Below are 11,854 nucleotides of genomic sequence, written 5' to 3'. Positions count from 1 at the left end.
TTCGATATTAAAGAGTGGGTAGCGCCCGCGCTGATGTCGGGGGCCGTCGATGTCGAACCGCCGGGGGATGGCTGTGCTGTCTATGCTTTTGCCAGTTGGTGTCCTTGCAGGATGTTGTTGGTGAGGGCGTACCAGAGCACGACGGCACGGACCTTCTCGATGCCGCGCACGGTCAATTGCCTGAGGTCCCAGTTCCGCCACCGGGCATGGATGCATTCGCAGATCGTGCGGGCTTTGTACTGTGCCTTGCCGGCTTCGCTGGCCATGCGGGCCCGCCAGGCCGCGACGCCAGGACCGTCGCTGCTCCGAGGTAAAAAGGGATCGACACCGCTCCTGGAGTTGGGCGGAGGACAGTAGACCTCGACGCCTTCACCGTGCGCCCATTCGATGTCCTCGCCGCTGCAGAACCCGCCATCGGCGAGGTAGCGACGCGGCAAGCGCTTCAGCCGAGTGCGCGTTCGCTCCAGCATCGGCCGCATCAAGCCGCGATCTGATCCGTTGTTGTCGATGTCGACCGTGACCACGATCAGTTCGCCGGCCGCGCTGGCCACCTGCACATTGTAGGCGGGGCGGAAGCCGGCATCTGCCATCTTCATCACCCTTGCCTGCGGGTCGGTGGTGGAGGCCCGGGGCTCCTTCGGCTTTTTGCCATTGCCGCCTTTTTCGTCGAGTTGCTTGCGCTTCCGCTTGATCTCGTCCAAAGCCCTCTGCGCAGCCTGCACCCGCTCACTGCGTTCGCGTGCCGCGCGCTCTCTGGCCGCCCTGATACGCCGGCTGCTGGCTTCCGGATCCGCATCGACCTCGCGCTTGAGCTCTTCCACCACAGCCTTCGCTTGGGCCATCTGCCGGCCGAGCGTTGCCTCCCGCCGGAACGAGCCGGCCCCCGCATTCGCCCGTATCCGCACCCCGTCCTGGGTCAGCTTCTCCAGATCAATCAGCCCTGCCTCATTCAGAGCCACCAGATGTTCGACCAGCAAACGGTCCAGCAGGTCCGCGCAGCCGACCCGGAAATCCGACAGTGTGTGATAGTTCAAAGACACGCCGCCGCAGAGCCAGCGGTAGACGTCGTGACTGTCGCAGAGCCGATCCAACGCCCGCGCGCTGCCAACGCCATCGCTCGTGGCGTACAGCCAAAGCGCCAGCAGCAGCCGGGGTGATGGCGCCGGATGGCCCGGCCTGTTTTCCCGTGCCTTAACCCGATCTTCCAGCTCGCTCAGGTCGAGCCCCTCGACATAAGCCCAGATCACCCGGGCCAGATGATCCTGCCCGATCAGGCTGTCGATATCGACCGCCCGCAATTCGACCTGATTGCGCACGGGCTCGCGCAGCCGAGGTGCACCCCGCGGCACCGCTTCGGTTCGTGGCGCCGACTGATCCGGCAATTCGCCAAAAAGTCCCTCGTCAGCCATCATCCTCTCCAGCAGATCAGTCTGCCTAGAGAATCACATTCGCCCGACACGCGGTACAAAAGATTCACAGTCTCGTAGGGTGGGTTAGTCGCAGCGTAACCCACCAACTTCGTTCGACGTGCGCGGAAGCATGGTGGGTTACGCCTTCGGCTAACCCACCCTACAAGACTTGTACTTGTTCGCTTCAAGCCGCCGCAGCGACCGCCGATCCGAGCGCGGCGTTGCTGAAGGCTTCGCCGCCGATGCCCCAGCCGCCGTCCACGGCGTAGCTGACATTTGCAAAAATATGCTCGCGCTTGATGCGTCCCTCGGCCGCCTTCTCGATGATGGTAGTTCCCTCGGAGATCCAGGCGTCCTTCAGCTCCTGCGTCGGCAGCACGAAGGACGGCACCTTGAGCTCGAACACGGCAATGTCCGCGGGCTTGCCGCCGGAATAGGTGCGCCGCTTCGGCACCACGGTCACCTCGCCGATGACGTTCGGCGTCATGAAGCGGTTGCCGGTGAGGCCGTGCAGGCGCAGCAGCAGCTCGGTCAGCTTGCCGAATGCCTCGGCTTCCCCTGATGGCGTCAGCGCGCCTTCGGGAACGATGATCTGGATAGGCATGTGAGAAGTCTCCCTTTGAGCCGTCAGATAACGGTCGTTATATAAAACATAACGATCGTTATATCGTCAAGCCTAATATAACGATCGCTATCGAGAGGTGACGGCGATGGCACGACCGAAGAAGAGCGATGGAGACGCTCGCACGCGGCTGGCGGACGCGGTCGGGCGCGGCTTCCGCACCGGTGGATTCGGCGGCGCCGGGGTGGATGCGCTCGCAAAGGGCGCGGGCCTCACGTCGGGGGCGTTCTACGCCCATTTCGAGTCCAAGGCGGATGCGTTCCGGCTCGCGGTCGCGGACGGGCTCGCCTTCCTGCGCGGCGGCATCGCCCAGTTTCAGGCGCAATATGGCAGCGGCTGGCGCGATCCTTTCATCGATTTCTATCTGGGTGAGCGGATGGAGGTCGGTCTCGATGAAGCCTGCGCGCTGCCGAGCTTCTCCTCCGACGTCGCGCGTGCGGACGCGGCCACGCGCGCTGTCTACCAGGGCGAGCTGGAGCGTCTCGCGGACCTCGTTGCGCAGGGTTTTCGGGGCACGCATGCGCGGCAGCGCGCGCTGGCACTGCTGGCGATCCTGACCGGCGCAGCCGACATGGCCCGCGCGGTGAAGGACGATGCCGCCAGGCGCGAGATCCTCGCCGCGGCCAAGGTCGCGGCCAAGGCGATATAGCCGCGGGCGCGTGCGGTCGATCTCGATGAGTAGGGTGGGCAAAGCGCAAGCGTGCCCACGCGTTTTCGTGACCGAGAGGGATCGTGGGCACGGCGCAAGGGCGCCTTTGCCCACCCTACCGGCAGCGGACTTCTACACGATCTCCCGCGCCCTCAGCGCTGCGATCTCCGCCGCGTCAAATCCGAGCTCGCTTAGTACCGCATCCGTATCCGCGCCGAGCTCCGGCGCCATTCGATCGAGTTTGCCGCCGCCATGGGCGAGCTTGAAGCCGCTGCCGGCAAAGCGCAGGCGGCCATAGGGCGTGTCCAGCTCCTGGATCGCGCCGCGCGCCCTGATCTGCGGGTGGTCGATCACCTCCTCGGTCTTCCAGATGCTGGCGCAGGGTGCGCCGGCATCCTCGAGGATCGTCTCCCATTCGCGCGCGGGTTTTGCCGCCAGCGCCTCTTCGATGATGGCCCGCAGTGCCGGCTCGTTCTCGTTGCGGGAAAACCAGTCGGCAAAGCGCGGATCGCTCAGCGTATCCTCGCGGCCGAGCGTGGTCATCAGCGCGCGGTACTGCTTCTCATTGTTGACCGCGAGCAGGATGTAGCCGTCGCCCGCCTTGAACAGGTTCGCGGTGGTCTTACGGCTGACGGCCTGGTTGCCGGAAAGCTGCTGGCGGTGGCCGGCGACCGACCAGTCCGCGATCTGCCCCGAAAGAAACGCCAGCGTCGCCTCCAGCATGGAGACGTCGACGAGCTGGCCCTTGCCGGTGCGGTCGCGTTGATACAGCGCGCTCGACACGGCAAATGCGGCCGTTGCGCCCGAGAGCACGTCGCACACCGCAAAGCCGGCGCGCGTCGGGCCCGTCGAGGGGTGGCCGGTGATCGCCATGATGCCCGACAGCGCCTGCATCTTGCCGTCATAGCCGGGCCGCAGACGATCCGGGCCGGTCTGGCCGAAGCCCGACACCGCGCAATAGATCAGTTTTGGATTGATCGCCGACAGCGCCTCGTAGCCGATGCCGAGCTTGTCCATCACCCCAGGGCGGAAGTTTTCCATGACGACATCGACTTGCGCGGCAAGCTTCCTCACGATCGCGATCGCGTCAGGCTTTTGCAAGTCGAGCGTCAGGCTGCGCTTGTTGCCGTTGATGGCCTGGAACGCAGGGGCCAGTCCGCGCTCGGCCCATTCGCGGGAGAGCGGCGTGCGGCGCATGTCCTCGCCCTCGCGCCGCTCGACCTTGATGACGTCGGCGCCCAGCAGCGCGAGCTGGTAGCTCGCATAGGGCCCGGCCAGCACTTGCGTGAAATCCAGGATCTTCACGCCCTCGAACGGTCGCGTCACGTCTCTCTCCCGACGGTTATTGTTATTGGAAGACGTCAGGCGGCGCGGTTGCCGCGCGCGATCTCCTTCTGCTTGTCGAATTCGGCGCGGCGGCGCGCCAGCTCCTCCGGCGACAGCTGCGCGACATTGTTGTAGTCGAGCTTCCAGGAGGCGTCCTCGCTCCAGCGCAGCGGCGACTGCATCGTGGTCTGCGGCCCGCTCGCCGTCTCCAGCAGCGCGAGCGCCAGCTCCAGCGTCTGTGCCTGCGAGGCGATGTCATGCGGCTTGCCGGCGGAATTGCCGAGCGGGAAGTCGCTGAACAGAAAGCGCGGCACGGCCGCGTGCTCGATGATGTCCTTGGCACAGCCCATGATCACGGTCGCAATGCCATTGGCCTCGAGATGCCGTGCCACCAGCGCGGTGGTCTGGTGGCAGACCGGGCAGTTCGGCACCAGCACCGCGACGTCGACCGCATCAGCGAGGCAGCGCGCCAGGATCTCCGGCGCGTCGGTGTCGAGCGTGACGCGATGGCTGCGATTGGTCGGCGCGCCAAAAAAGCGCGGAGCGACCTCGCCGATGCGGCCGGCGGCTTGCGCCTTCAACAGTTGCGGCAGTGGAAACCAGGTTCCGTTGTCCGTCGCCGTGGTGTGCTTGCGGTCGTAGCCGATATGGGAGATGCGCAGGTCGTGCTGCTTCGACGTGTCACCGTCATAGACCTGGTAAAACTTCGCGCTGCCGTTATACGCCGCGCCGGGCCCCTGGTCGCCCTTGCCGGGATCATAGGGTGCCGCCGTGGTGATGATGGTGACGCGAGACTGCGCCAGCGGCTTCTTCAGCTTCTGAAACGGCGCCGCGGTGTAATGCGCCCAGCGATATGGCGTGGTGTAGCCGATCGCGCTGTAATAATCCCGCGTGCGCTGCATATAGGGGATCGGGGAATCGTAATCGGGCGCAAAGCCGAATTCATCGTCGCGCGGAGCGGACATGGGCGCGTCTCCTGGTTCTTGGTTAGCGCCAGACTAGAGGTAGTTTTCGGGTTGCTCAAGCGGGGCGAGGTGAATAGCGCACCTACCGAAAAATATGCAGTGCCGCGTATTGCAGCAGCATGATCGCCTTGCCGTCGATGATCCTGCCGTCCGCGATCATCGCCAGGGCCTCATCGATGCCGAGCTCCAGCACCTCGATGTCCTCGCCCTCATGCTCGAGGCCGCCGCCGTCGCTGACCCGCATATGCGGCTCGTACTCGGCGACGAAGAAATGCAGCTTCTCGGTGATGGCACCAGGGCTCATGAAGGCTTCGAACACCTTGTGCACATGGTGCAGGCGATAGCCGGTCTCCTCCTCGGCCTCGGCACGGATGCGGGCCTCGGGCTCGGCATTATCGAGCACGCCGGCAGCGGCCTCGATCAGCAGATCATCATAGCCGCGAATGAAAGCCGGCAGGCGGAACTGCTTCACCAGGATCACGCTGCGCTGGGCGCGATGATACGGCAGGATGGCGGCGGCGTTGTCGCGCTCATAGGTCTCGCGCTTCTGTGTCTGCCACTCGCCGTTGGCGCGACGATAATCGAACGTGGTGCTCTTCAGCGTGGTCCAGCCGTCCGAGAGTACGCGGACGTCCTTGATGCGGACGCGGTCGGAAATGGTCATGATTGTCTTTCAGTGTTCGCGGCCGTCGAGCCACTTCTGGAACATCATGGACGTCGATTCCTCGAACGCCAGCGATTGGTAGAACGCACTCGCCTGCGCATTCTCGCGGCGGACCAGGAGCTGGAGCTTTGCGATGCCGGCCGCGCGCAGCCAGTCCTCGGCCGCCGTCATGATGGCGCGACCATAGCCGCGCTTGCGTGCGTCAGGATCGACCGCGACGTAATAGACCCAGCCGCGATGGCCGTCATGGCCAACCATGACGGTCGCCACGATCGCGCCGGCGTCGCGGCCAACGAGCACCGTCGAGTTCTCGCGCCGCCGTGCCAGCGCGATATCGGCATGCGGATCGTTCCAGGGGCGCGTCAGGCCGCAGCGCTGCCACAGCGCCGCCACCGGCTCGACATCGGTATCGTCGATCGGATCGATCTTGAGAGCGGACATTCCTACAGAACCTTCCCCGGATTCATGATGCCCAGCGGATCGAGCATCGCCTTGATCGACCTCATCAGCTCGATCGCGGCCTTGTCTTTCACCTCGGGCAGCTCGTCACGCTTGAGCACGCCGATGCCGTGCTCGGCCGAGATCGAGCCGCCCATGCGCAGCACGATCTCGAACACCACGGCGTTCATCTCATGCCAGCGCGCGAGAAAGTCAGCGGTGTTGGCGCCGATGGGCTGGCTGACATTGTAATGCAGATTGCCATCGCCGAGATGGCCGAACGGCACCGGCCGCGCGCCGGGGATCAGCTTGATCACCGCGGCATTGGCTTCCTCGATGAAATCAGGCACCGCGGCGACGGGAACGGAGATGTCGTGCTTGATCGAGCCGCCCTCCGGTTTTTGTGCCGCCGACATCTCCTCGCGCAGTTTCCAGAAGGCGTTGCGTTGGGTCAGGTTGGCCGCGATCACGGCGTCGTCGACGATCTCCTCTTCCATGGCGCGGCCAAGAATCGTCTCCAGCGGCGTGCGGGCGTCGTCGCTGGCTGTGGACATCTCCATCAGCACGTACCAGGGGTGCTTCTCGGCAAGCGGATCGCGCACGTCGATGCCGTGGCGGATCGAGAAATCGACCGCCATCTCCGACAGCAGCTCAAAGCTCGTCAGCGCATTCGCGGCCTCGCTCTGCGCGATGGTCAGAAGCTTGAGCGCGGCTGCCGGCGATTTCAGCCCGACATAGGCGGTCTCGATCGCCCGCGGCTTCGGAAACAGTTTGAGCGTCGCCGCGGTGATGATGCCGAGCGTGCCTTCCGCGCCGATGAAGAGATTGTGCAGATTGTAGCCGGTATTGTCCTTCTTCAGCTTCGACAGCACGTTGAGCACGCGCCCGTCGGCGAGCACGACCTCGAGCCCCAGCGCCATCTCGCGCGCGACGCCATAGGCGAGCGCCGCGGTGCCGCCGGCATTGGTCGAGAGGTTGCCGCCGATGGTGCAGCTGCCTTCCGCGCCCAGCGACAGCGGAAACAGGCGGTCGACGTCGGCGGCCTTCGCTTGCGCGATCTGCAAGACCACGCCGGCCTCACATGTCATCGTGTTGGATGCGGTGTCGACCTCGCGGATCTTGTCCAGCCGCCGCAGCGACACCACGACTTCGCCGTTGTGCGGCGTCTGCCCGCCGACCAGCCCGGTATTGCCGCCCTGCGGCACCAGCGCGATTCTGTGCTCGGAGGCGAGCTTGCAGATCGCGGACACTTCCGCCGTCGAGCCCGGGCGCAGCACCAGCGGCGAGCGGCCGTGGAAGAGGTTGCGCTCCTCGGTGACGTAGGCCTCGATATCACTGGGATCGGTGATGGCATGACGATCGCCGACGATCTTGCGAAATTGGTCGATCAGCTCGGGCGCAAGCGGTGGAGTGGCGGATTGGTTGATGTTCATTTCGTCTTCTTTCATTCCGCGTTCTAGCGCGCAACTGCCGCGCGCCGCAGCCGGTCATTGATCGCTTCGCCCAGGCCTTCTTCCGGAATCTTCATCACGGCAATCGCCTTGGGTGCCTTCGCATCGAGGCTGCGAAGATAGCCGAACAGATTGGCCGCGGCTTCATCGAGATCAGCGGTGGACGACAAATTCATGATGGCGGCAGCGGCCTCCTGGCCGGGCAGGCGCGCAGGGCCAAATGCCAGCAGCGCCTCGCCGGGCGCAACGTCTCGCGCGCGCAGCCGCACGGTCGCGCGCGGCGCGTAATGCGAGGCCAGCATGCCCGGCGCCAGCGGCTGGCTGTCGTCGCTGTCGGCCTCGACAGGCGGCCGCGTCAGCGGCGCGCCGAGCACGGCCTCGATTCTCTCGCGCGAGAGTCCACCGGGGCGGAGCAGCATCGGCGCCTCAAAGCAGCCAACAATCGTCGATTCGACGCCGACCGCAACAGGTCCGCCGTCGATGATCAGGTCGATCCGTCCCGCAAGATCGCTCTCGACATGGGCCGCCAGCGTCGGCGAGACGTGGCCGGAGATATTTGCGGACGGTGCCACCACCGCCCCGCCAAAGGCGCGCAGGATCGCCTCCGCTACGGGGTGCGCGGGAATGCGGATCGCGACGGTGTCGAGGCCGGCAGTGGCCAGATCGGCCACGGGGCAGTGCTCGGTCTTCGGCACCACCAGCGTCAGCGGTCCCGGCCAGAACGCCTCCGCAAGCCTGATCGCGCGCGCATCGAACCGGCCGATCCGCCGTGCCGCCGCGAGGTCGGGGACATGGGCGATCAACGGATTGAACGCCGGCCGGCCCTTGGCGCTGTAGATGTGAGCGACCGCTGTGGCATTGGCGGCGTCGGCGCCGAGCCCATAGACCGTCTCGGTCGGAAACGCGACCAGCCCGCCGGCGGCGAGGGTCCGGGCGGCAGCTTGTGCACCGGCCTCGCCGGCCGGCAAAATCAGCGTTTCAAGACCCGTTTTCACAGGGACAAAATTCCTCTTATCGGCCGCTTGCGGTGCGCCAAACCCGACGCTATAAGCCGGCCTCTTGTCGGAGTGTGGCTCAGCCCGGTAGAGCACTGCGTTCGGGACGCAGGGGTCGCAGGTTCGAATCCTGCCACTCCGACCATTCTTCCAAAAGTTGGCGTTTTCCAAAGGCTTGGCGGACCGGCCGCCAGCGCCTTCAGGGCCCTTTTTGCAACGATTTTGAAGGCGGGTCCACGGCCGATTTGCCCTTCGCAGGCTGACCTGTTCCGCGGGCATGGCTCGTGGCTGGGCCGAAGTCGCGTCGCCCGAGCGGCCGGCCGGACGTTCCGCCAACGCCGTGGGCGATGTGGTACCTAGCGATATTGCCTCGATCCGGAGCCTCGATTGCAACCTCCTCGTCCAGTCCCGCTGCGGCACGCGCTGATCGCAGCATTTGCGCTCGCGGCGATCGCGGCGGCGGGCTGGCTGGCTTACGTGCTGGCGCTCGATGCCGGCTTTGCGCGGATGCAGCGGGAGGGCAATGACCGGCTCGCGCTGATCGCCAGCACTTTCGATGCGACTGTCGCGCGTTATCGCTATCTGCCGGCGGTGCTGTCGCTCGCCGATCCAATTCGCGAGCTCTACCGCGATCCACAGGATGCAGCGGCGATCGCTGCCGCCAATCACTACCTCAAATCCCTCAACCAGGGTGCGCGATCCGCGGAGCTGTATGTGCTCGACAGCACCGGCGTTGCGCTGGCGGCGAGCAATTTCGATCAGGAGTCGAGTTTCGTCGGATATAATTACGCGTTCCGCCCCTATTTCGTCGATGCCATGCGCTCCGGCGAAGGTCATTATTACGCCGTTGGTGCCACGACAGGACAGCCCGGCTATTTCCTGTCGCATCGGATCACGGAGGGCGGCAAAACCCTCGGCGTCGCCGTGGTCAAGATCGATCTCTCTGCGCTCGAGGCCGATTGGGCGCGGGCGGGCGATCTCGTGGCGATGGAAGACGAGAACGGCGTGATCTTTCTCGCCAGCCGCGCGGACTGGAAGTATCGCCCGCTGCTGCCGGTTCCCGCCGAACGCCTCGCAGAGCTGAATGCCGCGCAGCAATTCGGTCAGGCCATCGACGCCGCGCCGATCTTCGTGCCCAAGAGCAGCCGCCGGGGCATCGAGATCGGTCACGCGCGCGGCCGCGGCAATACCGAGCTCGGGGAGTACGCGCTTCAGATCCGCCCGCTCGATCGGGGCTGGAAGCTGCTGTTGTTCTCCGACGTCGTGGATGCACGGCGCAATGCGGCGACCGTCGCGATCGCCGGAATGTTCGCTCTCATCGCCTTGCTGCTGGTGGTGCTGGTGGCCTATCAGCGGCGTCAGGTCGTCAGGGCCAAGCTCGAGGCGCATGACGTTCTCGAGCGTCGGGTGGCCGAGCGTACGGAAGAGCTGCGCCGGACCCTCGAGAGCCTGGTCCAGAGCGCCAAGCTCGCCAGCCTCGGTCAGGCACTGGCCGGCGTCGCGCACGAGATCAACCAACCGCTGGCCGCGCTGATCACCTATGTCGCCAGCAGCCGCGTCCTGCTCCGCCGCAACGAAGTCGATCGCGCGGCTGAGAACCTCGACCTGATGTCGTCGATCGCCGAGCGCATGATGGCGCTGATCGACCACTTACGGATGTTCGCGCGCAAGGAAACCGGCTCGCGCAGCGCCGTCGCGCTCGCGCCTGTCATCGACAACGCGGTCCGCCTGCTGCAATACCGCATCGAACACGAGCATATCGAGGTGGTGCGCATCGCGCCCGCCGAGCCGCTTTACAGCTTCGCCAATCCGATTCGGCTCGAGCAAGTCGTGGTCAATCTGTTGTCGAATGCAATCGATGCGATGCGCGAGTCCGAGCGGCGCTTGCTTAGGGTGGCGCTCGGCAGCGAAGCCGCCAACGCCGTCATCGAGGTCACCGACACCGGGGCCGGCATCGCGGCCGAACACGTCAAATTGCTGTTCGATCCGTTCTTCACCACCAAGGAGGTTGGCGAAGGGCTTGGCCTCGGGCTTTCGATCTCGTACGGAATCGTCAGGGAGTTCGGGGGCGACATCTTGGTGGACAGCGTGCCGGGCAGGGGTTCGACTTTCAGGGTCGTCATTCCGCTGCTGGATGTCGCGCCGGCCTCGCAACATCGGGAATTGCAGGCATGAGTGGCAGCGTGCTCGTCGTCGACGACGAGGACATCGTCCGCAATTCGGTGCGGCAATGGCTGGAGCTCGGCGGCTTCACGGTTCGCGCTGCCGCCGGCGCCGACGAGGCCATGCGCTTGGTGAAAGACGTTCCGCCCGACGCCGTCCTGACCGATTTTCGCATGCCGCAGCGATCCGGGCTCGACTTGATGCGCGAGATTCACCGCGTCGATCCCGACATTCCCGTGGTGCTCCTGACTGCGCATGGCGACGTGCCGCTGGCGGTGGCCGCCATGCGCGAGGGCGCCTACGATCTCCTGCAGAAGCCTCACGATCCCGAGCTGCTGTCGGCGGTCATCACGCGCGCGGTCGAGCGGCGGCAACTCAAATTGCAGCTCCGCCAGCTGTCCGATCGGCTGGCCGCGCCCGGCGCGATCGATGCGCGCCTGATCGGCCTGTCGCGGCCGATGGAAGCGGTGCGGGCCAGCGTGCTCGAGCTCGCCGGTCACGATCGCGACGTCATCATCACCGGCGAGACCGGCACCGGCAAGGAGGTGGTGGCGCGGGTCCTGCACGATTTCGGAGCGCGTGCGAAGCGGCCGTTCGTCGCCGTGAACTGCGCCGCGATTCCGGCCGAGCTGTTCGAAAGCGAATTGTTCGGCCACGAGGCCGGGGCCTTCACCGGTGCGCGTGGCGCCCGCGTGGGGAAATTCGAGCACGCCAATGGCGGCACGCTGTTGCTGGACGAGATCGAGAGCATGCCGCTGCCGTTCCAGGCCAAGATCCTGCGCGCGGTCCAGGAGCGCACCATCGAGCGGGTCGGCTCCAACAAGCTGCTGCCGGTCGATGTTCGCGTCGTCGCGGCGGCCAAGGGCGATCTTGCCTCCGAGAGCCGTCAGGGACGTTTCCGCTCCGATCTCTATTTCCGCCTTGCCGCGGCGGAGATTCACCTGCCGCCGCTGCGCGAGCGCGGCAACGACATCCTGCTGCTGTTCGAGCATTTTGCCGCTGCGGCCGCCAAGGGCGCCGGCCGCACCATGGCGCCGCTGCGGGCGGACGATCTCGATGCGCTGCTCGCCCATGACTGGCCCGGCAATGTGCGCGAGCTGAAGAACGTCGCCGAGCGCTATGCGCTGGGACTCGCGGCGACCGGCCGCAGCGTTGCCGAGATCCTGCGGCGG

At 65.7% G+C, this 11,854-nt stretch carries 11 protein-coding genes and 1 tRNA gene; 4 read left to right on the top strand and 8 right to left on the bottom strand.

The window, feature by feature from the left end:
• Window positions 1-80: 80 nt before the first annotated feature.
• Together AOQ71_RS28830 and AOQ71_RS28825 are read right to left on the bottom strand one after the other, a co-directional pair.
• Window positions 81-1,412 carry an IS1182 family transposase gene (locus AOQ71_RS28830; protein WP_057742559.1) on the bottom strand — a complete coding sequence of 444 codons (1,332 nt, stop codon included), beginning with the start codon at window positions 1,410-1,412 and terminating at the stop codon, window positions 81-83.
• A gap of 181 nt (window positions 1,413-1,593) precedes the next feature.
• The gene (locus AOQ71_RS28825) at window positions 1,594-2,013 is read right to left on the bottom strand and encodes a hypothetical protein (protein ID WP_057753777.1); all 420 of its coding nucleotides are present in this window, start codon (window positions 2,011-2,013) and stop codon (window positions 1,594-1,596) included.
• 106 nt (window positions 2,014-2,119) lie between these two features.
• Here AOQ71_RS28825 and AOQ71_RS28820 point away from each other — a divergent pair, with 106 nt between their 5' ends.
• Window positions 2,120-2,680 (top strand): TetR family transcriptional regulator, encoded by a 561-nt coding sequence (locus tag AOQ71_RS28820; RefSeq protein ID WP_057753775.1) that lies wholly within the window; start codon window positions 2,120-2,122, stop codon window positions 2,678-2,680.
• A gap of 132 nt (window positions 2,681-2,812) precedes the next feature.
• On the opposite strand, the gene AOQ71_RS28815 is transcribed toward AOQ71_RS28820, so the two are convergent.
• From AOQ71_RS28815 to AOQ71_RS28790, 6 genes are all read right to left on the bottom strand, one after another.
• Window positions 2,813-4,006, bottom strand: coding sequence for a CaiB/BaiF CoA transferase family protein (locus AOQ71_RS28815; protein WP_057753772.1), 1,194 nt, complete (start codon window positions 4,004-4,006; stop codon window positions 2,813-2,815).
• Between the two features lie 35 nt (window positions 4,007-4,041).
• Complete coding sequence (locus tag AOQ71_RS28810; RefSeq protein ID WP_057753769.1) at window positions 4,042-4,971, bottom strand: glycine/sarcosine/betaine reductase selenoprotein B family protein; 930 nt, start codon at window positions 4,969-4,971, stop codon at window positions 4,042-4,044.
• A gap of 82 nt (window positions 4,972-5,053) precedes the next feature.
• Window positions 5,054-5,635, bottom strand: a complete 582-nt coding sequence (locus AOQ71_RS28805) for an NUDIX hydrolase (protein WP_057753767.1) — start codon at window positions 5,633-5,635, stop codon at window positions 5,054-5,056.
• A 9-nt stretch (window positions 5,636-5,644) separates the two neighbouring features.
• Entirely contained in the window at window positions 5,645-6,076 is a 432-nt protein-coding gene (locus AOQ71_RS28800; protein ID WP_057753764.1) for a GNAT family acetyltransferase, read from the bottom strand.
• A gap of 2 nt (window positions 6,077-6,078) precedes the next feature.
• Window positions 6,079-7,506 (bottom strand): FAD-binding oxidoreductase, encoded by a 1,428-nt coding sequence (locus AOQ71_RS28795; RefSeq protein ID WP_057753905.1) that lies wholly within the window; start codon window positions 7,504-7,506, stop codon window positions 6,079-6,081.
• Between the two features lie 23 nt (window positions 7,507-7,529).
• Window positions 7,530-8,519, bottom strand: coding sequence for an L-threonylcarbamoyladenylate synthase (locus tag AOQ71_RS28790; RefSeq protein WP_057753761.1), 990 nt, complete (start codon window positions 8,517-8,519; stop codon window positions 7,530-7,532).
• A gap of 68 nt (window positions 8,520-8,587) precedes the next feature.
• On the opposite strand from AOQ71_RS28790, the gene AOQ71_RS28785 reads away from it, so the two are divergent.
• The 3 genes from AOQ71_RS28785 to AOQ71_RS28775 form a co-directional block, all read left to right on the top strand.
• A tRNA-Pro gene (locus AOQ71_RS28785) sits at window positions 8,588-8,664 on the top strand.
• A gap of 242 nt (window positions 8,665-8,906) precedes the next feature.
• Window positions 8,907-10,694, top strand: coding sequence for a sensor histidine kinase (locus AOQ71_RS28780; RefSeq protein ID WP_057753758.1), 1,788 nt, complete (start codon window positions 8,907-8,909; stop codon window positions 10,692-10,694).
• On the top strand, window positions 10,691-11,854 hold a 1,164-nt coding region (locus AOQ71_RS28775; protein ID WP_245317205.1), incomplete at its 3' end, for a sigma-54-dependent transcriptional regulator. The genes AOQ71_RS28780 and AOQ71_RS28775, both read left to right, overlap by 4 nt.

Origin of the sequence: Bradyrhizobium manausense (genome assembly GCF_001440035.1) — a bacterium.
Classification (GTDB): domain Bacteria; phylum Pseudomonadota; class Alphaproteobacteria; order Rhizobiales; family Xanthobacteraceae; genus Bradyrhizobium; species Bradyrhizobium manausense.
Note: the sequence above shows the minus strand (reverse complement) of the source record. Positions and strands in the feature narration are given on the sequence as shown.

Bases quoted from the DNA above. Each gene is read 5' to 3' on its own strand.
- AOQ71_RS28830 (WP_057742559.1), bottom strand. From the start codon at position 1,412: ATGATGGCTGACGAGGGACTTTTTGGCGAATTGCCGGATCAGTCGGCG.
- AOQ71_RS28825 (WP_057753777.1), bottom strand. From the start codon at position 2,013: ATGCCTATCCAGATCATCGTTCCCGAAGGCGCGCTGACGCCATCAGGG.
- AOQ71_RS28820 (WP_057753775.1), top strand. From the start codon at position 2,120: ATGGCACGACCGAAGAAGAGCGATGGAGACGCTCGCACGCGGCTGGCG.
- AOQ71_RS28810 (WP_057753769.1), bottom strand. From the start codon at position 4,971: ATGTCCGCTCCGCGCGACGATGAATTCGGCTTTGCGCCCGATTACGAT.
- AOQ71_RS28805 (WP_057753767.1), bottom strand. From the start codon at position 5,635: ATGACCATTTCCGACCGCGTCCGCATCAAGGACGTCCGCGTACTCTCG.
- AOQ71_RS28800 (WP_057753764.1), bottom strand. From the start codon at position 6,076: ATGTCCGCTCTCAAGATCGATCCGATCGACGATACCGATGTCGAGCCG.
- AOQ71_RS28795 (WP_057753905.1), bottom strand. From the start codon at position 7,506: ATGAACATCAACCAATCCGCCACTCCACCGCTTGCGCCCGAGCTGATC.